Consider the following 21,869-nt stretch of genomic DNA (forward strand, 5'->3'; position numbering starts at 1 on the left):
AAGGATGGGTGCGGTGATCCTCGCCGTCGACTTGGGTAAGACGTCGTGCCGGGCGTCGGCATGCGGCCGCAGGGCGGAGGGGCCGGGCGCGCCGGGGCTCGCGGCGCCCGGCGGTGTGCGCGCCGCCGAGGCGGCGATCCTGCCCTTGGCCAACGAATTGGCGCGCGAGCTGGGCGCGGTCGACGAGGTGATCGTGGGCGCCGCCGGGGCGCTGGCGGCGCCCGATGCGGCGCGTGCGCTGGGCGATGCGCTGCTGGCCTCGCTGCGCGCCGAGCGCGTCGCGGTGACCAGCGACGCCGTGATCGCGCATGCCGGTGCGCTGGCCGGGGAGCCGGGCGTCGTGCTGATCGCGGGCACCGGCGTGGTGGCGCTCGCCCTCGACGCGCACGGCGCGCTGCGGACTGCCGACGGCTGGGGCCCGTGGCTGGGCGACGAGGGTGGCGGCGGGTGGATCGGCGCCGCCGGGTTGCGCGCGGCGCTGCGCGCGCACGACGGCCGCGGCCCGGCCACCACGCTGCTCGACGCCGCCCGCGCCCGCTTCGGCGCGCCGGAGACGTGGCCCGCGCGGCTGACGGATGCCGCCGCGCTCGCGTCCTTCGCACCCGACGTCCTCGCCGCGCGGGGCGACGCCGCCGCGCTGGCGATCGTCGGCGCGGCGGCTGAGGCGCTCGCCGCCACGGCTCGCGCGGCCGGGGACGGCCCGGTCGCAATGGTCGGCGGGCTGGCCGGGTTCACAGCGCTGCGTGAGCGGCTCGACCTCGTCCCCGCCGCCGGCGACGCGCTCGACGGGGCGCTGCGGCTGGGGGCGATCCACGAGCCGCACGTGATCCGCGTGCGGGCGGCGCCGAAAACCTTTGCCGGGCAAGGGCTCGACGCGCTGGCCACCGAAGCCGTGCGGCCAGGCCTGCACGACCTCGACGCGCGGTCCATCGGGGAGGTCGTCGCGCTGCTGGTCGCCGCCGAGGGCGACGCGCACCATGCGGTGGCGGCTGCCGTCCCGCGGATCGCCGCGGCGGCCGAGGCGATCGCCGCGCGGCTCGAGCACGGCGGCCGGCTGATCTACGCCGGTGCCGGAACGCCCGGGCGGCTCGGCGTGCTCGACGCGGCCGAGTGTGTGCCCACGTTCGGCACCGACCTCGTGCGCGGTGTGATCGCCGGCGGGCCGGCGGCGCTGACCGAGGCGGTCGAGGGCGCCGAAGACGCGTTCGACCCCGCCGATCTCGCCGACCTGACCGCCGCCGACGCGCTCGTCGGGATCAGCGCGTCGGGGCGCACGCCTTATGTGCTCGGTGCGCTCGAGCATGCGCGCGCGGCGGGCGCGCTGACGGTCGCGATCGTCAACAACCCCGGCAGCGAGGCATCGGCCGACGTGCTGATCGAACTGCTGACCGGGCCCGAGGTGTTGGCCGGCTCGACGCGGCTGACCGCGGGAACGGCTCAGAAGGTCACGCTCAACGCGCTCTCGACGAGCGTGATGATCGCGCTCGGCAAGGCCTACGGACCGCGGATGGTTGACGTGCGGCCGACCAACGCGAAGCTGCGCCGCCGCGCGGTGCGGATGGTCCGCGACGCGGCCGGCGTCGACGAGGAAAGCGCGACCGCCGCGCTCGCCGCCGCGGGAGGTCACGCCAAGACGGCGATCGTCGCGCTGCTCGCTGGCGTCCACGCGGACGAGGCCGCCGTCCGCCTCGACCGGGCGCGGGGACGCGTGCGGGACGCCCTCGGTGGGAACTGAGGCGTCGACGCCCGAGGCGCGTTCTGACGGCAGGCTCAGGAGCCTGCCAGGCGGTGTCAGTACCATCGGTGCCGTGGAACGCAAAGGCCCACCCGACGATTTCCACGAGCAGGCGACGCATCATGCCGACTACGGCATGGCCGACCCGCCCACGTCCGGCGAAGTCCCGCTGTACTCGCCCGACGCGCCCGGGCAGCCCGACGCCTTCGATGACCTGGACAGCGAACCCACCCCGTGGTATCGCAAGCCTCCGCTGCTGATCGCCTGGCTGGTGTTCGTCGTGATCCTGCTCGGGCTGATCGCCTACGGCATCACCGAGCTGCTGAAGGGCGGGCAGGGCACCAGCCCCACCCCGAGCACCAGCAGCACGAGTTCGACGACCACCACCACCACGACGACGACCACCACCACCACGACACCGACCACCAGCAGCGCGGTCGAGGCGCCGGCGCAGCAGCCGACACAGCAGCCCACCCGCCAGCCGACGCAACAGGCGCCAACGCACCGGCATCACCTGCCGGAGCTACCTTCGGTGATCACGATTCCCGGGGTGCCCACGGTGATCACGGTCCCGCCCGGCCTGCGCTGACCCCGTCGGCCGCTATGGTGAGGACCACCGGGCGATCGGAAATGGGGTGTGGGGCATGAGCGAGTCGCTCGGACTGTCGATCGGTGCGGCCAACCTGGTGGCGGCCCGCGCGGGCAGCGCCCCGGTGGTTCGCAGTGCGGTGTTGACCCTCTTCGAGAACCGGCCGACCGAAGTTGGCCTGCCGGAAGAAAACCCGAACCTGACCGGGGACGGGATGGTGCTGCGCGGGTTCGTCGAGCGGGTCGGCGACCGGGCCCCTTTGGTGGCGCCCGACGGGACGAAGTACCTCGGCGAGGTGCTCACGGTCGAGGCGATCGAGGCCATGGCCCGCACCGTCGGCTACGGCGCACCGATCACCATCGCCGTGCCCGCGTACTGGTCCGACGCCCAGTTCAGCGCGCTGCGTGACGAATTCTTCGCCCAGCCGGACCTGGCCCGCGGCGGCGTGTCGCCGGTGCTGGTGTCCGACGCCACCGCCGCGCTCGCGGCGCTGCGTGGCAGCGCGGGATTCCCGCGTGCGGGCGTGGTCGCGTTGTGCGATTTCGGCGCGAGCGGCACCAGCGTCACCCTGATGGACGCCGGATCCAACTTCGCCCGCATCGGCCCGTCGGTGCGGTACGCGGATTTCTCCGGCGACGCGGTCGACCGGCTGGTCCTGGGCCGCCTGCAAGCCTCCGATGACACGATGGCCGACCTGGGCGGCACCATGCGGATCGGCGCGCAGACCCGCCTGCTCGCGGAATGCCGGCGCGCCAAGGAGCAGCTGTCGACCGCCGCGACGGCCTCCGTCGCCGGGGTGCAGCTGTCGCGCGCCGAGCTGGAGCGATTGATCTCCGAACCCCTGGACCGATTCCTGGGAGCCCTTGAGGAGACGTTGCGGCGCAACGGAATTCCGACGAGCAGGCTGGCCGCGGTGGCAAGCGCTGGCGGCGGCGCCGGCATCCCGCTGGTCGCCGCGCGGCTCTCGGATCGTTTTCGGGTGCCCGTACATTCCGCACCGCAGCCCGCGGCTAGCGCCGCCGTCGGCGCAGCGACACTCGGCGAGCAGCAGGCGTCGGCCGGTGCCGCGGCCGCGGGGGCCGGTGCCGCGACGGCGGCGGGCGCCGTCGTCGAAACGCCGACCGAGATGGTCGGCACTGCCGGAATCGACATGACCCAGGCCGCGTGGGCAGCCCGCGCCACGGACGTGGACGGCGCCTTGGCCTGGTCCCAGGACACCGACGGCGCCGACGAGCCGGTGCCCTACACCGGGCGCGACGCCACCGGCGAGTACACGGACGAGGCAAAGGATTTCGACGCCGGCCCCGACGACCGCCGCCCCGCCCAGGAGGCCGGGCTGCCCTGGTACAAGCGCACGGCGCTGGTCCTCAGCGTCGCCGGCGCCGTCGCGGCGGTGCTGGTGGCCATCGTGTTGGCTCTCACCCTCGGCAAGTCCAAGCCCGCTTCGGTCAGCCCCACACCGGCCCCCCCGCAAACGTCGCAAACCGTGACCATCACCGGGCCGGACAACAGCACCACCGTGACGGTCCTCCCACCGCCACCGCCCCCACCGTCGTCGTCGTCCGAGCCACCGCCCGCAACGACGACGACCGAGCCGCCGACCACCACCACGACCACGACGACGGCTCCGCCGACAACGACGACCACCACGACGGCCCCGCCGACGACGACCACGACCGCCGCGCCCACGACGACATCGCAGGCGACCACCTCGGCCGCGCCGCCCACCACGACCCGGTTGCGGCCGCTGCTGCCCTTCGTGCCGCAGCCCCGGCCCTGACGCGGATAACCTCCGAAGTTAGGGCAGCCTTTCTCGCGGCGGAAGCTGCGGAGATGTAACTATGAGCAGGGCTAAGCAGGCAAACAAAACGCAGGCTGAATCAACAATGCATTGGGGAGACCTTCGGTGACGACGCAGATGCTCATCAGACTGGTCGTGGGCATGGGCATGACGCTGGTCGTGGCCGCACTCGCTGGCCGCCGCGTCCTGTGGCTGTTCAAGCTGGTCACGTCCGGCAAGCCCGCCCCGGGGCACACCGACGAGCCCGGCAAGCGAATCTGGGCGGAGGTCTCCGAGGTCTTCGGGCAGCGCCGGCTGCTCAAGTGGTCGCTTCCCGGCCTGGCGCACTTCTTCACCATGTGGGGCTTCTTCATCCTGCTGACGGTCTACATCGAGGCCTACGGGCTGCTGTTCCAGGACAACTTCCACATCCCGATCATCGGGCGCTGGGACGCGCTGGGCTTCCTGCAGGACTTCTTCGCCACCGCCGTCTTCCTGGGCATCACGACGTTCGCCATCATCCGGCTGCGCACCGAACCCAAGGAGTACGGCCGCTCGTCGCGGTTCTACGGTTCGCACACCGGCGGCGCCTGGCTGGTGCTGTTCATGATCTTCAACGTCATCTGGACCTACGTCCTGGTGCGGGGCTCCGCGGTCAACAACGGCACGTTGCCCTACGGCAACGGCGCCTTCCTCTCCCAGCTGTTCGGCGCGATCCTGCGGCCGCTGGGCCAGCCCGCCAACGAGATCATCGAGACGACGGCCCTGCTGCTGCACATCGCGGTCATGCTGGCGTTCCTGATCATCGTGCTGCACTCCAAGCACCTGCACATCTTCACGGCGCCCATCAACGTCATCTTCAAGCGGCTGCCCAACGGGCTCGGGCCGCTGCTGCCGCTGGAACACGACGGCCAGCCGATCGACTTCGAAAACCCGCCCGACGACGCCGAATTCGGCCGCGGCAAGATCGAGGACTTCAGCTGGAAGGCCATGCTGGACTTCGCCACCTGCACCGAGTGCGGGCGCTGCCAGTCGCAGTGCCCGGCGTGGAACACCGGCAAACCGCTCTCGCCCAAGCTCGTCATCATGGACCTGCGCGACCACTGGATGGCCAAGGCGCCCTACATCCTCGGCGACAAGGAGTCGCCCACCGAGAACACCCCGGAGGGCGGGCTCGGCGAGAAGCTGGCCGGCGAGAAGCACGCCGAGGCGCACCACGTCCCGGAGTCGGGCTTCGGCCGCATCACGGGGTCCGGCCCGGAACAGGCCACTCGCCCGTTGGTCGGCACCGCCGAACAGGGCGGCGTCATCGACCCCGACGTGCTGTGGTCCTGCGTGACCTGCGGTGCCTGCGTGGAGCAGTGCCCGGTGGACATCGAGCATGTCGACCACATCGTCGACATGCGCCGCTACCAGGTGATGATGGAGTCGGAGTTCCCCTCCGAACTGTCGGTGCTGTTCAAGAACCTGGAGACCAAGGCCAACCCGTGGGGCCAGAACGCCGCTGACCGCACCAGCTGGATCGACGAGGTGGACTTCGACGTCCCGGTCTACGGCGAGGACGTCGACAGCTTCGACGGCTTCGAGTACCTGTTCTGGGTTGGCTGCGCGGGCGCCTACGACGACAAGGCCAAGAAGACCACCAAGGCCGTCGCCGAGCTGCTGGCCATCGCCGGCGTGAAGTACCTGGTGCTGGGGACCGGCGAAACCTGCAACGGCGACTCCGCGCGCCGCTCGGGTAACGAGTTCCTGTTCCAGCAACTGGCCGCCCAGGCCGTCGAGACCCTGGACGGCGTCTTCGAGGGCGTAGAGACGGTCGACCGCAAGATCGTCGTCACCTGCCCGCACTGCTTCAACACGCTGGGCCGCGAGTACCGGCAGCTGGGCGCGAACTACTCGGTGTTGCACCACACTCAGCTGCTCAACCGGCTGATCCGCGACAACAAGCTGGTGCCGGTGACGCCGGTGTCGCAGGACATCACCTACCACGACCCGTGCTACCTGGGCCGGCACAACAAGGTCTACGAGGCGCCGCGCGAGCTGATCGGGGCCGCCGGGGCGACGCTCACCGAGATGCCGCGCCACGCCGAGCGCAGCTTCTGCTGCGGCGCCGGCGGCGCGCGCATGTGGATGGAAGAGCACATCGGCAAGCGCATCAACCACGAACGCGTCGACGAGGCCCTGGCCACCGGGGCGTCCACGATCGCCACCGGCTGCCCGTTCTGCCGCGTGATGGTCACCGACGGCGTCAACGACCGCTCCGAGGAGGCCGGCCGCACCGGCGTCGAGGTGCTCGACGTCGCCCAGATACTGCTCGGGTCACTCGAGTACGACAAGGCGACCCTGCCCGAAAAGGGCACGGCCGCAAAGGAAGCCGAAAAGCAGGCGGCTCAGGCGCCCAAGGCCACCGCGACCGTCGAGGCACCGGCCAAGGAGGCCGAGGAGGCACCCGCCGAGGCAGCCCCGAAGGCGGAGGCCGCCCCCAAGGCCGAGGCGGCCGCGCCCGCGGCCCCCGTGAAGGGGCTCGGCATCGCGGGCGGCGCCAAGCGTCCCGGCGCCAAGAAGGCCGCGCCCGCCCAGGCCGAGGCCAAGACGGAAGCGGCCCCGGAGTCTGCCGCCGCGCCGGCCGCCCCGGCCAAGGGGCTGGGCATCGCCGCGGGCGCCAAGCGTCCCGGCGCCAAGAAGGCCGCGCCGGCGGCCGAAACACCGAAAGCCGAGGTACCCAAGGCCCAGGCCGCGCCCGAGGCCGAGGCCGAGGAGGCCAAGGCGCCCGCGGCGCCGGTCAAGGGACTCGGCATCGCCGCCGGGGCGAAGCGCCCCGGCGCCAAGAAGGCCGCGCCGGCAGCAGAGGCACCCAAAGCCGAGGCACCCAAAGCCGAGGCACCCAAGGCCGAGGCGGAGCCCGAGCCCACGCCGAAAGCGGAGCCGGCAAAGCAGGCCGACGGCGACGGCGCCCCGTCGGGGCCGCCGGTCAAGGGGCTGGGTATCGCGCGCGGCGCCCGCCCGCCCGGCAAGCGCTGACCTGCGATTTGATCGCTTGACGGCAAAATTCAGTGGACAGTAGTGGCACCATTGGTGACGTGACCACGCACCAACTGCCCCTGCATGCTTCCGGCCACCACCGGCAGCGTGTCTTCGCGCAGTCGTCCAAGCTCCGGGACGTCCTGTACGAGATACGCGGCCCGGTGCACCAGCACGCGGCGCGGCTGGAGGCCGAGGGGCACCGCATCCTCAAGCTCAACATCGGCAACCCGGCACCGTTCGGCTTCGAGGCGCCCGACGTGATCATGCGCGACATGATCCAGGCGCTCCCCTACGCCCAGGGGTACTCCGACTCGCAGGGCATCCTGCCCGCCCGGCGGGCGGTGGTCACCCGCTACGAGTTGGTCGAGGGCTTCCCCCGGTTCGACGTCGACGACGTCTACCTGGGCAACGGCTGCTCCGAGCTGATCACCATGACGCTGCAGGCCCTGCTCGACAACGGCGACGAGGTGTTGATCCCGTCGCCGGACTACCCGCTGTGGACGGCGTCGACGTCCCTGGCGGGCGGCACGCCCGTGCACTACCTGTGCGACGAGACCCAGGGCTGGCAGCCGGACGTCGCCGACCTGGAGTCCAAGATCACCGAGCGCACCAAGGCGCTGGTCATCATCAACCCCAACAACCCGACCGGCGCCGTCTACAGCCGCGGGATCCTCACCCAGATGGTGGAGCTCGCGCGCAAGCATGAACTGCTGCTGCTCGCCGACGAGATCTACGACAAGATCCTCTACGACGACGCCCAGCACATCAACGTGGCCACGCTGGCGCCGGACATGTTGTGCCTCACCTTCAATGGGCTGTCCAAGGCCTACCGGGTCGCGGGGTACCGCGCGGGCTGGCTGGCGATCACCGGCCCCAAGGACCACGCCGAAAGCTTCATCGAGGGCATCAGCCTGCTGGCCAACATGCGGCTGTGCCCCAACGTGCCCGCCCAGCACGGGATCCAGGTGGCCCTCGGCGGGCACCAGAGCATCGAGGACCTGGTGCTGCCCGGCGGCCGGCTGCTCGAGCAACGCGACGTGGCGTGGCAGAAACTCAACGAGATTCCGGGGGTGTCCTGCGTGAAGCCGGAGGGCGCGCTGTACGCGTTCCCGCGGCTGGATCCCGAGGTCTACGACATCACCGACGACGAACAGCTCGTCCTCGACCTGCTGCTGCAGGAGAAGATCCTGGTCACCCAGGGCACCGGATTCAATTGGCCGGCACCGGATCACCTGCGCATCGTCACGCTGCCGTGGGCCCGCGACCTGGCCGCGGCGATCGAGCGGCTGGGCAACTTCCTGGTCAGCTATCGCCAGTAAGCGTCCTCGCAGCCGGCGCCTCTACGGTGGACCGGGTGACGCACTCGCACTCCCACTCCCACAGCCTGTCCGGACCGGCCCCGGTCGACGCGCTGCCCGCCAGGATCGTCGTCGGGCTGCTGGTGGCGATCGGCCTCGCGGTGCTGGCCGGCGCCGTCGTGCTGTGGCCCAGCCGGGAGCACGTCGACATCCCCCTGCCCTTCCAGAACGCGGCCGGCGGCGCCGTGAGCACGCAGGCCGGGCACGTGCTGTCCAGCGGCATCGGCGACTGCGGGAGCCCGTCGGTCGGTCAGGTGCTCACCACCGCGCCGCAACCGGCGCCGCCCGGCGCGGGCCGCTGCGTGCTGACCCAGGTGGCCGTCGACTCCGGCCCCAACGCCGGCGCCGCCACGTTGCTGGAGTCCTCCCCCGGCCCCGGCCAGCCGAAATTCGCGGTGGGCGACCACGTCCGGCTGGTCCGCCAGGTCGACGACCAGGGCGCCACCAGCTACGCGTTCTACGACTTCGAACGCGGCTGGTCGCTGGTCGCCCTGGCCATCGCGTTCGCGGTGGTGATCGTCGCCGTGGCCCGCTGGCGGGGGCTGCTCGCACTGGTCGGCATCGTGGTGGCGTTCGCGGTGCTGGTGGTGTTTCTGCTGCCGGCCCTGCGCGACGGCGCGCCCGCAATTCCGGTGGCCCTGGTGGCGTCGGCGGCCATCCTCTACGCGGTCATCTATCTGGCCCACGGCGTCAGCCTGCGGACCAGCGCGGCGCTGCTGGGCACCCTGACGGCGTTGCTGCTGGCCGCCGGATTGTCTTGGGCGGCGATACAACTGGCGCACCTGACCGGCCTGTCCGACGACCAGAACGCGACCGTGAGCGCGTACCTCGGCAACGTCTCGATCGGCGGCTTGCTGCTCGCCGGTTTCATCATCGGCTCGCTGGGTGTGCTCAACGACGTGACGGTGACCCAGGCCTCGACGGTGTTCGAGCTCGCCCACCTCGGCGGCTCCCGACGCGCGATCTTCCTCGGTGCCATCCGAGTCGGTCGCGACCACATCGCCAGCACGGTGTACACGCTGGTGCTGGCCTACGCCGGCAGTTCGCTACCCCTGTTGCTGCTGTTCAGCGTCGCCAACCGCTCCCTGACCGACGTGCTGACCAGCGAGAGCGTGGCCATCGAGATCGCCCGGTCGGCGGTGGGCGGCGTCGCGCTGGCACTGTCGGTGCCGCTGACGACGGCGATCGCCGCGGCGCTGGCGCGACCTAGTGAAACCGGCTCCGCTCCAACAGATCCAGCAGATAGCCGCCGTAGCCGGACTTGAGCATGGTGTGCGCGCGCTCGGCCAGCTGCTCGTCGGTGATCCAGCCCTGCTGCCAGGCGACCTCCTCGGGGACGCTGACCTTCAGGCCCTGCCGTCGTTCCAGCGTGCGCACGAAGTCGCTGGCGTCCAGCAGGGAGTCGAACGTGCCGGTGTCCAGCCAGGCCGTTCCGCGAACCATCACCTCGACCGAGAGCCGGCCCCGATTGAGGTAGATCTGATTCACCTCGGTGATCTCGTACTCGCCGCGCGCTGATTTCTTCAGCCCCTTAGCGATCTCGATCACGTCGTTGTCGTAGAAGTACAACCCCGGCACCGCGTAATTGGACTTCGGCGTCTTGGGTTTCTCCTCCAGCGACAGCGCCGTGCCGTCGTCGCTGAACTCGACGACGCCGTACGCCGAGGGATTGGCCACCCAGTAGGCGAAAACCGCTCCCCCGCTGATGGTTTGGAAGCGGCTCAGGCTGGTGCCCAGCCCGGGCCCGTAGAAGATGTTGTCTCCCAGGACCAATGCCACTGTGTCGTTGCCGATGTGTTCGGCGCCCAGCACGAAGGCCTGGGCCAGGCCGTCGGGCTGTTGCTGCGCGACGTAGCTGATGTCGATGCCGAATTGTGAGCCGTCGCCTAGCAGCCGCTGAAAGCCCGCCGCGTCGTGCGGGGTGGTGATCACCAGGATGTCCCTGATGCCGGCCATCATCAGGGTGGACAGCGGGTAGTAGACCATCGGTTTGTCGTAGACCGGCAGCAACTGCTTGCTGATGCCGACGGTGATCGGGTGCAGGCGAGTGCCCGAGCCCCCGGCCAGGATGATCCCACGCATGGGTGGTCCCCCTATTCCACGCTCAATTGACGAGGTCGGATTCGGTGAGTTCGGTGGCGGCCAGCGCCGACGCCAGGTCCTCGTGCCGGAACACGGACGTGACGTGGTCGTGGACCACCCGGAACGCCGACGCCGCGGTGGTCACGGCCCCGGGATTGTCCGGGGCACTCACCTTCTGCTCGACGACCACGACACCGTCGTGGACGTACATCCGGCCGACTTCGGCCGTGCCGTGGCGCGAGGCGGCCCACCTGAGCAGCGCCTCGTGGCCCTGCGCGGCGCCGTGCGCGTCGCCGATCTCGATGTCGTCGCTGGACAACGCGACCAGGGTTGCCGAGTCGGCGGCGTTGAGCGCGTCGTGCCATGCCAGGACGGTGGCGATCTCCGAAGTGGTCATGGTGTGCAAGTTACCGTGTGCGCCCGGATGGCGGGGCTAGAGCGGGGTGCGGTCGAGCCAGTTCTGCCACACCCCCTCGTCGCCGAACAGCGCGATGCCCGTGTCTGCCAGCGGCATCCGGCGCAGGATGGCCAGCAGCAGCTCGGCCGCCCCGCCCTTCAGCGCCGCGGTGCCCTTGCCGTGCTCGTGCGACCACGCGATGCGGCCGTGGTCGACGCGAATCGTCCATTCCCCGGCTTCGCCGAGCCCGGGGTCGGTGGCGTGCAGGTGCAGGGTGTTGTCCCCGTCGAGCGGCAGCGGCGCCCCCTCCGCGCCGGCCTGGATCGCGACCCGCTCGAGCCATTCGGTGATCCCGTCGGCGGCCACGTCGGCGGCCAGCGTGTAGTCGGCTCCCAGTGCGATGGCCGCGTCGGCCCGGTGCACGGCCACCTCGTGCAGGCGGCGGCGGATCCACCAGTTCGCCGGCCGGGGCCCGAGAAACGTCCACACCGGGGTTTGCACGCCCGTCAGCTCGACGGCATCGACGAGGCGCTGCGCGCCGCCGCGCAGCCAGGAGATCGCGTCGGCCGGATCGGGCGGCGGCTTGCCGCCCTCGACGGACCGGGGGTCGAGAAACTCCTCGAGCCGCTCGCGCACGATCTGCGCCGCCCAGCGGTCGCCGCGCCCGACGTGGCGCAGCAGTTGGTTCAGGCTCCACCCCGGGCAGGTCGGCACCGGCTTGGACTGGTCGACATCGCGGAACAGCTCCGAAAACGCGCGGTTCTCTTCGAGGAATGCACCGGCATAGTCCACGCCGGTCAGGCTACTCGCCGGCGCGTGCGACCAAGGGCTCCCCGGGCAGGGGACTTCGCCCCTGTTGGCGGGCTGCGGCGATGTGGTGCAATCGAACCACCACGGACTACCGGAGACGACCATGGGCATGTCCGCCATCCGCACCGCTCAGGAGCGCGAGAACGTCGCGTTGGAGCGCGAACGGATCGCCGAGGAGCGGGAAGGCATCGCGAACGAACGCGAACACCTTGCGCATGAGCGTGAACTGGTGGCAGCGCGCCGGGAGCGGCTGACCGAGGGCGTGGAGCGCTGGGTGCGCTACCTCGAGTCACGCACCATCCTCGCCAACCGCCGGGAGGCACTGGCGGACGAGCGCGAACGGATCGCGGACGACCGCGAGGCGCTGGCCGACGAGCGCGAACAGATCGCGGACGAACGCGAACCCACCACCAATCACACCGCGGCGGGTGAGCGGCGGGCGGCCGAACAGGTGGAGCGACAACACGAGGCGGCGCTGCGCGAGCAGGCCAAGGTCGAACGGGAGCAGGCCGCCAGCGAACGCCGACTCGCGCGGCAACGGGCCGAGCACGAAAGTCAGCAGATCACGCAACGTTCCGAGGGAAAGCGTCGTGCCAACTGAGCCCAGCGACGTCGACGAGCAGCCGGACGAAGGGGACGGGCGCGAGCAGGCCTTCACGCAGCGGGAGGCACAGCTCACGCGGCGCGAATGGTTCGCCGACGAGCGGGACCGCATCGCCGACGAGCGGGACCGAATCGCTAATAACCGCGAACAGCTGGCCAATCAGCGCGAGGCGCAGGCGGACGAACGGGAGGGCACCGCGCTCGAGCGGGAACGCGAGCGGCTGCAGCGCGCCGAAGACGAGGAAGAGCGCGCGCGAGCCGAAGCTGAGCGCGAACAAGCGAGCATCCGGCGTGAGATGGCCGAGACCGAACGTCACACCGACGAACGGTAGCGACGGCAATGTCTGGCACCGATGGCCTCGCCGAAGCCGAGCGGAACCCTGAATCGCTCGCCGAAGCGGCATTTCGCGCCGGTCAGAAGGCCCGGGCAGCCCGAAAGGCGGCACAGGCTGCTCAATGGTCTGCCGCCCAGAGCGTGGACGAATCCGCAGCCAGTCACGACCGAACGGCGGACGCCTACGAATCGGCGGCCGAAGGGAACGAAGGTCGCAGGGATGAGTACCGGAAGCACGCGGCTGTGCACCGCCAATTCGCGGAAGAGGATCGCGACATGGCTCAGCGGCTCCGGCGAATGGCAGAAAGCGACTAAGGCCGGGGCGCGCCCAGCCGGAACACCCGCCAGCCCGCCTCGGTCCAGCGGGCCGCGTCGAGGCAGTTGCGGCCGTCGACGATCACCCGGGCCCGCACGCAGTCGGCCAGGTCGGCGGGGTCGAGGTCGACGAACTGGCGCCACTCGGTCAGGACGAGCACCGCGTCCGCGCGTTCGCAGGCCTCTTCGACCGAGACCGCGTAGTTCAGCGTCGGGAACAGCCGCTGCGCGTTGTCCAGCGCCTTCGGGTCGTAGACGTTGACCGCGGCGCCGTTGAGCTGCAGTTGGCCGGCGACGTTGAGCGCGGGCGAATCCCGGACGTCGTCGGATTCGGGCTTGAACGCCGCGCCGAGCACGGCGATGTTGGCGCCCAGCAGCGAGCCGCCGCAGGCGGCGGTGGCCAGTTCCACCATCCGGGTGCGCCGGCGCATGTTGATGCTGTCGACCTCGCGCAGGAACGTCAGCGCCTGGTCGGCCCCCAGCTCACCGGCGCGGGCCATGAAGGCGCGGATGTCCTTCGGCAAGCAACCGCCGCCGAAACCCAAACCGGCGTTGAGGAATTGGCGACCGATCCGCGGGTCGTAGCCCAGCGCGTCGGCCAGCATGCTGACGTCGGCTCCGGCGGCCTCGCAGACCTCGGAAATGGCGTTGATGAACGAAATCTTGGTGGCCAGAAACGCGTTCGCGGAAACCTTGACCAACTCCGCGGTCTGCAGGTCGGTCACCAGGAACGGCACCCCCTCGGCGAGCAGCGGGCCGTAGAGTTCGCGGACCGCCGTTTCGGCGCGCACCGAATCCTGTTGCACGCCAAGCACGATGCGGTCCGGATGCAGGGTGTCGTGCACTGCGTAGCCCTCGCGCAGGAATTCGGGGTTCCAGGCGATCTCGACGTCGACCCCGCGTTGCCCGAGGGCGGCCGCCCGGCGGTTGAGCTCGGCGGCGGTTCCGACCGGAACGGTCGACTTACCCACCAGCACCGACGATCTCGTCAGCCGCGGCACCAGCGCGTCGACGACGGCGTACACATGGCGCAGGTCGGCGCCGTACTCGCCCTTCTTCTGCGGCGTCCCGACTCCGAGGAAATGCACGTCGGCGAACTCGGCCGCCACGTCGTAGTCGGTGGTGAACCGCAGCCGCCCCGCCGCCAGGTTCTTCGTCAGCAGCTTGCGCAGGCCGGGTTCGTAGAAGGGAATGTCACCGCCGGAGAGCTTGGCGACCTTTCCCGCGTCGACGTCGACGCCGACGACCTCGTGTCCCAACTCCGCCATTCCGACGGCGTGGGTCGCACCCAGGTAACCGGTACCGAAGACGGTGCATCGCATACCTCCGGTGTAGGCGGCCGCGATGAGCTGACTGCGTCGCGACGCTAAGCGGGAGGCAAACGGAAGATGACAGATGCCACCGAACGGCCAGGTGTACTACAGCCCGGGGATACCCGGGATGCCGATGTGGGGGCCGAAGCCGCCGTGACCGTGACCGCCACCGAACCCGGGGAATCCGCCGCGGTCGTCGTCGCCGCCTCCGAACGGACCTCTTGGTGCCGGCGGCCCGCCGATGATGATCGGGGGAAGTTGTAGCGGCGGTGGCGGGGGCGGCGGGGCGACCGGTGCCGGGGCAGGTGCACGCACCGGAGCCTCGGGAATCGGGGCGGGAGCCACGGGAGCCGGGGCCGGCGCGGGCGGCGCGGCCTCGGGTGCGGGTGCCGGAGCCTGTGGGGCGGGGGCCGGAGCCGCCGGTGCGGGCGCGGGTGCCTCGGCCGGCGCGGGCGCCGCCGGGGCGGGCCGGGTGGGCGCGACGACCACGTTCTGGTTCGGGCTGGGCCGGACGTTGGCCGTGGGCCGGATGGCGATCGCCAGGGAGACGACGAGGGCCACCACACCGATGACGAACACACCCGCCACGATGCTGCCCACCACGCGGAACGAGCTGCGCTCGGGATAGCCCGCGTTGACGAGCGCGGTGGCGCCGGTGTGCGCGCCGGTGTACAGGTCGTCGATCTCGTCGGGCACGGCGCTGTAGGCGAGGCCTTCCTCGCCGGCGCCCGCGGGGATGTCGAAGTAGCCCGGCGCAACCGCGAACGGGTTGATGGCCCCGGTCCCGGGGTCTTGCGCGTAGGCCAGCGCCGCGGTGGACGACGAGAACAGCGGCGCGTGAGCCGAGGCCAGGGCCGCGCCCCGGGCCAGCGCCGTCTCGGGCTCCTCGGGCGCCGACAACGGCAGCGTGGTCGCGGCCTCCAGCGCGGGCTTGATCAGGGGGATGTCGACGCCGGAGCCGACGACGAACACCCCGTCCGGGCGCGTCTCGAGCGCCTCTACGTCCGACACCATCGCGGCCAGCTGGGCCACGGCGGCCTCGTCATCGGCGGGTAGGGGCTGCCGACGCACGTCGGCGATCGACCCGTCGGCGCTGTTGACGACGGCCAGGGTCGCGGTGTCGGGCTCGATGTAGAGCAGCGCCGTCTGCGCGTAGTTCGTCTGGCTGCCGACCGCTTGGGCCAGCGCCGCCGCGGCCAGGAAGGCCGAGACCAACATCACGTTCTCGACCTTGTGGGCGGCCAGCGCATCCCGCAGGGCGGCGGCCTCGATCGGATCGGTGAAAGTCACGCCGGTCGACGCCAGTTGGTAGCCGCCTTCGGCCGCGCCCTCGCGCGTGCCCAGGATGGCCGAGACTACCTGGTTAGCCGCCGTGAGCGTTGCGGCGTCGTCTTCGGGCGGGACGTTGAAATTGTCTTCGTCGACGGTGGCGCCTTCGCCATTCTGGCCTTCTACCAGCACCATCCGGACTGCCGTCGGCGCCATTGACACGCCAAGTACGGTGTCCAAAGCTCCTCCAAGGTTCGATTGCTAGCCCTGATGATGAGGACGTGGCCGCCGCACCCCGCGAAAACGCCAGAGGTCACTGAGTCCCCACCCTATATTCCCCTAGAGCCACTATTTTACGCGCACTCGCCGCTTTCAGTTCCGGGCGTTACGGCTGGGGGATCGGGATGCCGTGTGCCCCGAGGTGCCGGCGCAGCCAGTCGTCCCACTGATCGCCGTGGGACGGGCCGGGCCCCGGTTGGGGTGCTGCCGGAGCGGGGGCGGGCGCCGGCGGGGCCGACGCCGGGGGCGGTGGGACGGCCGACGGCGGCGGCGCCGGGTTGGCCGGCTTGGCCGGGGCCACGACGTTCTGGGTGATGTCGGGACGCTGGGGCGCGTGGGGCCGGATGTTCAAGGCCAGGGCGATGGCCAGGGCGACCACGCCGCCGACGAACACGAGGGTCACCGCGACGACGGCCAGCACCGATCGTCGGTTCTGTCGCTCGCCCGACGCGGTTTTGCGGTCGACGGCGGTCCCCCGGCCCGCCCCGTTGGCCGATTCGGCGCTGTAGGCGAGCTCCCTACCGTCCGCCGAGGGATCTCCGACGTAGGGCATCGCGATCGTCGAGGGTGCGCCCAGCCGGGCGTTGGCCGCCGCCAACGAGGCGCCCCGCGCCAGCGCCATCTCGGGTTCCTCGGGCGTGGTCACCGACAGTGAGGTCGCCGCCTCAAGCGCCGGCTTGATGTAGGGGATGTCGACGTCCGAGCCAACGAGGAACAGCCCGTCCGGGCGGGCCCGCATCGATTCGGCGCCTGAGACCATCGCGGCCAGCTTCGCCAGGGCTTCCTCGTCACTGCTGGGCAGCGGATGCCGGCGCACGTCGGCGACCGAACCGTCGGCGGTGTCGACAACGGCCAGCGTCGCCGTGCTCGGCTCCACGAAGAGCAGTGCAGTGCGCGCGCAGTTGGTCGCGCTGCCCGCCGCCTGAGCGAGCGCCGCGGCGGCCATGACCGACGACACCAGCATGACGTTCTCGATCTTGCGTTCCGCCAAGGCGTTTCGCAGCGCTGCGGCCTCGGCCGGATGGGTCCAGGTCACTCCGCTCGACTTCAGCTGATAGCCGCCCCGGGCCGCGCTCTCCCGGGTGCCGAGAATCGCGGCGACCACGCGATCCGCCGCGGCAACCGCCGTCGTCTGACCGGCGAGGGGGAAGCCGTCCTGGTCGACGGTCACGCCACCGGCGGATTCCCCTTCCACCAGCACCATGCGGACCGTCTCAGGCGCCATAGACACGCCAAGTACGACGTCCACCGCTCCTCCAAGTCGTCGAAATCGATTGCCGTGCCGTGCGAGCGACGCCCGCGGGGGGCTTCGTCACATCAGGATTGGCCGGGTGCATTCGCAGCCATCTCGGCCGCACCCCACCCCGATTCGCCACCCTAGCGCGCGAACTTGAGTGCCTCCGGCAGCCGAGGCCGCCGAGTGGCGTTCCCGTTTATCGCGGGCTACTTGTGCCCGCCGCCACCGCCGCCGCCGTGGCCACCACCGAAGCCACCACCGCCGAAGCCGCCGCCACCGCCCAGCCCTCCGCCGTGGCCACCACCGAAGCCACCGAAGCCGCCGAATCCGCCGCCCCCGGGAGCGCCGCCGTGGCCACCACCGAAGCCACCGAGGCCGCCGAGGCCGCCGACGGGTCCGCCGCCATGGCCACCACCGAAGCCGCCCAGGCCGCCGCCGAAGCCACCGAGGCCGCCGCCGGAGCTGGGAGACGGGACGTGCCCGCCGCCAAGGCCGCCCGGACCCGAACTCGGAGGCGACACATGCCCACCGCCCAGACCGCCCGAACCGGGCGGGGTCACATGCCCGCCACCGAGACCGCCCAGACCGCCCTCACCCGGCGGGGACACATGCCCGCCACCGAGACCGCCCGGACCCGAACTCGGAGGCGACACATGCCCGCCACCGAGACCGCCCGGACCCGAACTCGGAGGCGGCACGTGCCCACCGCCCAGACCGCCGGGACCCGAACTCGGCGGGGCCACATGCCCGCCACCCAGACCGCCCGAACCCGAACTCGGCGGCGGTTCGTGCCCGCTGGTGCCACCCGTGCCCGAGCCGGGCGGCGGAACATGCCCACCGCCCAGACCGCCCGAACCCGAACTCGGCGGCGGTTCGTGCCCGCTGGTGCCGCCCGTGCCCGAGCCGGGCGGCGGAACATGGCCGCCGGTCGAGCCGCCGGGGTGCTCGGGGATCGGCGACGAACCTTGCCCTGGGGGCACCTGATGAGGCGGCGACTGCGGGGTGCCGCCGACCGACGGCGGCGACTGCGGTTGCGGGAGACGCACCGGCGGCTGGGGCAGCACCGGCTGCGGTGGCGACACGCGCGGCGGCGGTACCCGGATGACCGGCGGGCTCACGACCGGGTTGGGCATCGCGACGTGGACCGGCGGCAATATCACCGGCGCGATCGGCGGGACCACGACGGGCACCGGCACCACCGGCGCGGGCATCGGGGCAGCGGGGATCGGAGGCGCGGCGGGTGGCGGTACCGGCAGCGGAGCCGCCGGCGGATTCATCGGCATCGGCGCCGCCATCGGCACCGGCGGGTTGATCCGCTGCGCCGGGGCCGACGCCTTAACGGGCGCGGGCGCCGGCGCCTCCTGCGTCGGAACGATGAGGTGCTGCCCGGGGGTGGGCTGCAGGGCGATGGTGCCCGTCGTGCGGATGCCGATCGCCAGCGCGATCTCGAGCGCCAGCACCGCGCTGATGCCGGCGACAGCCAGGCCGCTCCCGATCAGCAGGGCCGGCCGGCGCCGCGGTTCGCGCTCTTCGGGCAGGAAGAGCTTTTCGATCACGACGGTCGGCGAGTCGGAGTCCTCGTCGGGCACCGCGCTGTAGGCGAGCTCGTCGTCGCCGGCCTCCGGCCCGAATGGCACGTAAAGGTATTCCGGCAGCGAGTGCTGACCGACGGCACCGGTGCCGGGGTCCTGGGCGTAGGCCAGCGCGGCGGTCGACGAGGCGAACAGCGGCGCGTTGGCCGACGCCAAGGCGGCGCCGCGGGCCAGCGCCGTCTCCGGCTCCTCCGGCATGCTCACCGCGAGTGAAGTCGCCGTCTGCAGGGCAGGTTTCAGCGGGGCGACGTCGATGCCTGAGCCCACCACCAGCACGCCGTCCGGCGCCGCTTCCAGCTTCTCCAGCCCGGCGATCATGCCGCCGAGTTGCGCGGCGGCCTGGTCGTACGACTCGGCGTAGATCGGTTGCTTGTAGACGTCGGGGATAGAGCCGTCGGAAGTCTCGACGACGGCCAGCGTCGCGGCGTCGGGCTCGATGAACATGACGGCGGTTCGCTCGTAACCCATTGCGCCGCCAACGTTTTGGGCCAATGCCGTCGCGGCGAGAAACGCCGACACCAACATGACATTCTCGACCCGGTGGGCGGTCAGCGCGTCGCGCAACGCCGCCGCCTCGAGCTGGTCGGTCCACGTCACGCCGATGGACGACACCTCGAGCCCCGCCTCGGCCGCGCCCTCGCGGGTGCCCAGGATGGCGGCAAGCACCTGGTCGGGCGCGCTCGCGGTGGCCGCTTCGTCGGCGGCGGCGACGTCGAACACGTCCTCTTCCACCGTGGCTCCGTCGGCGTATTCGCCTTCCAGCACGACCATTTGGATCGACGCCGGTGCCATCGACACCCCGAGCACGATATCCAAGACCAACCCCTCCAAAGGTATTGCTCGACGAACCACGGCTAGGCGGAGGAAAAAACCATGGCTAACTAAGTATCGCGCAGAACGTGGGCGGGGGTGCCCCGCAGAACCTATGTAGTCCTTATGAAGTTCTGATAGGAACGCGACGGCGTGGGTCCGCGCTGGCCCTGGTACTTCGAACCTACTTGCGAACTGCCGTAAGGATGTTCGGCCGGACTGGTCAGCCGCAGGATGCAGAGTTGACCGATCTTCATGCCCGGCCACAGCGTGATCGGCAGGTTGGCGACGTTGGACAGCTCCAGGGTGATGTGACCGCTGAAGCCGGGATCGATGAAACCGGCGGTCGAGTGCGTCAACAGTCCGAGCCGGCCCAGCGACGACTTGCCTTCCAATCGGCCCGCCAGGTCCTCGGGCAGGGTGAACAGCTCCAGCGTGGAGCCCAGCACGAACTCCCCCGGGTGCAGGACGAACGGCTCGCCGTCGACGGGTTCGACCAGCGTCGTGAGCTCATCCTGCTGCTTGGCGGGGTCGATGTGGGTGTAGCGGGTGTTGTTGAACACCCGGAACATGCAATCCAGGCGTACGTCGATGCTGGACGGTTGCACCAGGGTGTCGTCGTACGGGTCGATGCCCACCCGGCCGGCGGTGATTTCGGCCCTGAGGTCTCGATCGGAGAGCAGCACCCGACGAGCCTAACCGCTGCTCACCGTCGAGCGGTCAGTCGGCGAGATACATTTCGCCACCCTTGGGGTAGCCGCCCCCGGTGGTCGTGACGTGGACGTGGTCGTAGTGGCCGAGCCGGCTCGGCTGCGCCCCGCCCGGCGTGTAGTAGACACCGCGCCAGATCGCGTCCTGGATCCCGAAACGACGGGCGTTCTTCATCACGTAGGCGACGATCTCGTTGCCCAGGGCGATGCCGTCGGCGCTCTGCGGGTTGGGGATCATCACATCGATCGCCAAACCGAGTGGATGCCAGGGCAGCGGATCCGGTCGCACTCCGCCCATTTCGTGGATCTGGGGGAAGTTGGCGCTGATGCTGCGGGAAACCTGGATCGTTCGCACCTGCAGGCCCTGCTCCGGGGCGAGCCCGGCGGGCAGGAACCGCGACCTGGTGTGATACCGCGACGCGGCGACGGGCTCGGCCGCGCCGTCGCCGCGGGACACATCCGACGCGAGCGCAATCGCCACCGGTTTTGCCGCCACGATCTCGAGGCAGCAGGGGCCCGTGTCGCCAATAACGGGTACGGGGTCGTGGCGGGGAACGAATGGGCCGGCATCACCCGCCGCCGCGAAGAAGGCCGCCGCCGGGGCCAGCGCCACTGCCAGGATGAGCGGCGATTTCCGCCGCTCCTTGGCTAATCTGTGCCGACCCACCCCAGGCACATTACGACAAGATCACGAAAGAATAAACATCGTCCGGGAATTTGCCAGAAGTCCGCCATTCCTCGTCGACGTGCATTTGCACCCCTGGCCGGACCGGCGCTGGGCCGTTGGTGTTCGGCCGCACCACTCGCCCGACGGATCCGCTCTTCGATGCTAGTCTTCGATGCCGACACCGCCGATGTAGTTCAATGGCAGAACATCAGCTTCCCAAGCTGAATACGCGGGTTCGATTCCCGTCATCGGCTCCACATCAAGCGCCCCCTCCTCATGGTCGCGGCCGTCGCCCCCGTGGGTCTTGTAGCCGAACCGCCGCGGGTCAGTCCCGGCCCGGCGATCCGGCTGGCCGGTGACGTCGATCCGTTGGCCGAGGCGCCGGTCTTACATCAATCCCACCTCGGCGGCCACGCGCGCCGCGCAGCACGCCGACCCGCCGAGCCCGGAGCTGACCGCAAGCACCAACACGCCGCAGGCGCCCGGCGGACATGGCCGCCCGGCTCAACGACGCCGGTGTTGGCCACACGCTGGGTTCAGCGTCAACACCGCGAACTTCTTCACCACCGAGGACGAAATCGGTTATGGCGAGGAGATTTCGGCGCTGACGAACGGTTCGCACCACGTCATCGACACGTCGCGCAACGAAACGCCCCGGTAAATCCGATGGAATATCCCGCGGCTGGGACCTTTGGCCCTCACAATTGGCGATCTGGGCAGCGATAGTCGATGCCGTACAGCCCTGTCCGCGCACGGTTTGAGTACCGAAATATCAAGGGCTTGGACCCGATGCTCCCGAGGAGTGCGCATGTCCGCTCTGGAAGACCGACAAAATATGCACGACGACGGTGGCGCGGTGAGCAGCAACCCGCGGGAATCCTTTCAGCACACGCCGTCTCGGCCGCCCCGGAGCGCCGCACCGTGCTACCTCCCGAATGCGATCGCAGCCATCGCCGCGAGCGTGG

General features: G+C 70.8%; 18 protein-coding genes, 1 tRNA gene and 2 pseudogenes. 12 read left to right on the top strand and 9 right to left on the bottom strand.

Annotated elements, in window-relative coordinates; all coding sequences use genetic code 11:
• Positions 1-4 precede the first annotated feature (4 nt).
• From U8D42_RS19615 to U8D42_RS19645, 7 genes and pseudogenes are all read left to right on the top strand, one after another.
• Positions 5-694, top strand: a pseudogene (locus U8D42_RS19615) (BadF/BadG/BcrA/BcrD ATPase family protein); the annotation flags it as partial.
• A gap of 138 nt (positions 695-832) precedes the next feature.
• Complete coding sequence (gene murQ / locus U8D42_RS19620; RefSeq protein WP_431523884.1) at positions 833-1,735, top strand: N-acetylmuramic acid 6-phosphate etherase; 903 nt, start codon at positions 833-835, stop codon at positions 1,733-1,735.
• Between the two features lie 64 nt (positions 1,736-1,799).
• Positions 1,800-2,324: a hypothetical protein gene (locus tag U8D42_RS19625; protein ID WP_431523885.1), complete on the top strand. Its 525-nt coding sequence runs from the start codon at positions 1,800-1,802 to the stop codon at positions 2,322-2,324.
• Between the two features lie 55 nt (positions 2,325-2,379).
• Positions 2,380-4,104: an Hsp70 family protein gene (locus U8D42_RS19630; RefSeq protein WP_322858531.1), complete on the top strand. Its 1,725-nt coding sequence runs from the start codon at positions 2,380-2,382 to the stop codon at positions 4,102-4,104.
• A 126-nt stretch (positions 4,105-4,230) separates the two neighbouring features.
• Entirely contained in the window at positions 4,231-7,125 is a 2,895-nt protein-coding gene (locus U8D42_RS19635) for a (Fe-S)-binding protein (RefSeq protein WP_322858530.1), read from the top strand.
• 32 nt (positions 7,126-7,157) lie between these two features.
• Entirely contained in the window at positions 7,158-8,447 is a 1,290-nt protein-coding gene (locus tag U8D42_RS19640) for a pyridoxal phosphate-dependent aminotransferase (RefSeq protein ID WP_085240675.1), read from the top strand.
• Positions 8,448-8,473: 26 nt separating this feature from the next.
• On the top strand, positions 8,474-9,751 hold the full coding sequence (locus U8D42_RS19645; RefSeq protein WP_322858529.1) for a YibE/F family protein: 1,278 nt from the start codon (positions 8,474-8,476) through the stop codon (positions 9,749-9,751).
• On the opposite strand, the gene rfbA is transcribed toward U8D42_RS19645, so the two are convergent.
• Genes rfbA through U8D42_RS19660 form a run of 3 tightly spaced genes read right to left on the bottom strand, consistent with a single transcriptional unit; the run spans position 9,693 to position 11,757 of the window.
• Positions 9,693-10,568: a glucose-1-phosphate thymidylyltransferase RfbA gene (gene rfbA, locus U8D42_RS19650; RefSeq protein ID WP_085240677.1), complete on the bottom strand. Its 876-nt coding sequence runs from the start codon at positions 10,566-10,568 to the stop codon at positions 9,693-9,695. The genes U8D42_RS19645 and rfbA overlap by 59 nt on opposite strands.
• Positions 10,569-10,590: 22 nt before the next feature.
• Positions 10,591-10,965 carry a nuclear transport factor 2 family protein gene (locus U8D42_RS19655; RefSeq protein WP_322858528.1) on the bottom strand — a complete coding sequence of 125 codons (375 nt, stop codon included), beginning with the start codon at positions 10,963-10,965 and terminating at the stop codon, positions 10,591-10,593.
• A gap of 36 nt (positions 10,966-11,001) precedes the next feature.
• Positions 11,002-11,757, bottom strand: coding sequence for a maleylpyruvate isomerase family mycothiol-dependent enzyme (locus U8D42_RS19660; protein WP_322858527.1), 756 nt, complete (start codon positions 11,755-11,757; stop codon positions 11,002-11,004).
• Positions 11,758-11,878: 121 nt separating this feature from the next.
• Here U8D42_RS19660 and U8D42_RS19665 point away from each other — a divergent pair, with 121 nt between their 5' ends.
• The 3 genes from U8D42_RS19665 to U8D42_RS19675 are packed head-to-tail and all read left to right on the top strand — an operon-like array spanning position 11,879 to position 13,027.
• A complete protein-coding gene (locus U8D42_RS19665) occupies positions 11,879-12,376 on the top strand; it encodes a hypothetical protein (RefSeq protein WP_322858526.1) in 498 nt (165 codons plus the stop codon).
• Entirely contained in the window at positions 12,366-12,710 is a 345-nt protein-coding gene (locus U8D42_RS19670; protein ID WP_322858525.1) for a hypothetical protein, read from the top strand. Before U8D42_RS19665 ends, U8D42_RS19670 begins: the two co-directional genes overlap by 11 nt.
• Positions 12,711-12,718: 8 nt before the next feature.
• Entirely contained in the window at positions 12,719-13,027 is a 309-nt protein-coding gene (locus U8D42_RS19675) for a hypothetical protein (protein ID WP_322858524.1), read from the top strand.
• On the opposite strand, the gene U8D42_RS19680 is transcribed toward U8D42_RS19675, so the two are convergent.
• The 6 genes from U8D42_RS19680 to U8D42_RS19705 form a co-directional block, all read right to left on the bottom strand.
• Positions 13,024-14,349, bottom strand: coding sequence for a UDP-glucose dehydrogenase family protein (locus tag U8D42_RS19680; protein ID WP_322858523.1), 1,326 nt, complete (start codon positions 14,347-14,349; stop codon positions 13,024-13,026). The genes U8D42_RS19675 and U8D42_RS19680 overlap by 4 nt on opposite strands.
• Before the next feature lie 96 nt (positions 14,350-14,445).
• On the bottom strand, positions 14,446-15,849 hold the full coding sequence (locus U8D42_RS19685; RefSeq protein ID WP_431523794.1) for a DUF7159 family protein: 1,404 nt from the start codon (positions 15,847-15,849) through the stop codon (positions 14,446-14,448).
• A gap of 145 nt (positions 15,850-15,994) precedes the next feature.
• On the bottom strand, positions 15,995-17,137 hold the full coding sequence (locus U8D42_RS19690) for a DUF7159 family protein (RefSeq protein ID WP_322858522.1): 1,143 nt from the start codon (positions 17,135-17,137) through the stop codon (positions 15,995-15,997).
• 194 nt (positions 17,138-17,331) lie between these two features.
• Positions 17,332-19,533: a DUF7159 family protein gene (locus U8D42_RS19695; protein WP_431523795.1), complete on the bottom strand. Its 2,202-nt coding sequence runs from the start codon at positions 19,531-19,533 to the stop codon at positions 17,332-17,334.
• Positions 19,534-19,640: 107 nt separating this feature from the next.
• Positions 19,641-20,213 carry a dCTP deaminase gene (gene dcd, locus U8D42_RS19700; RefSeq protein ID WP_085242786.1) on the bottom strand — a complete coding sequence of 191 codons (573 nt, stop codon included), beginning with the start codon at positions 20,211-20,213 and terminating at the stop codon, positions 19,641-19,643.
• Positions 20,214-20,247: 34 nt separating this feature from the next.
• Positions 20,248-20,904 carry a hypothetical protein gene (locus U8D42_RS19705; RefSeq protein ID WP_322858521.1) on the bottom strand — a complete coding sequence of 219 codons (657 nt, stop codon included), beginning with the start codon at positions 20,902-20,904 and terminating at the stop codon, positions 20,248-20,250.
• A gap of 183 nt (positions 20,905-21,087) precedes the next feature.
• On the opposite strand from U8D42_RS19705, the gene U8D42_RS19710 reads away from it, so the two are divergent.
• Both U8D42_RS19710 and U8D42_RS19715 read left to right on the top strand, forming a co-directional pair.
• A tRNA-Gly gene (locus tag U8D42_RS19710) sits at positions 21,088-21,161 on the top strand.
• Between the two features lie 19 nt (positions 21,162-21,180).
• Positions 21,181-21,550: pseudogene (locus tag U8D42_RS19715) on the top strand (hypothetical protein); the annotation flags it as partial.
• Positions 21,551-21,869 lie beyond the last annotated feature (319 nt).

It is taken from the genome of Mycobacterium europaeum (assembly GCF_034555895.2).
GTDB classification, from domain to species: Bacteria; Actinomycetota; Actinomycetes; order Mycobacteriales; family Mycobacteriaceae; genus Mycobacterium; species Mycobacterium europaeum.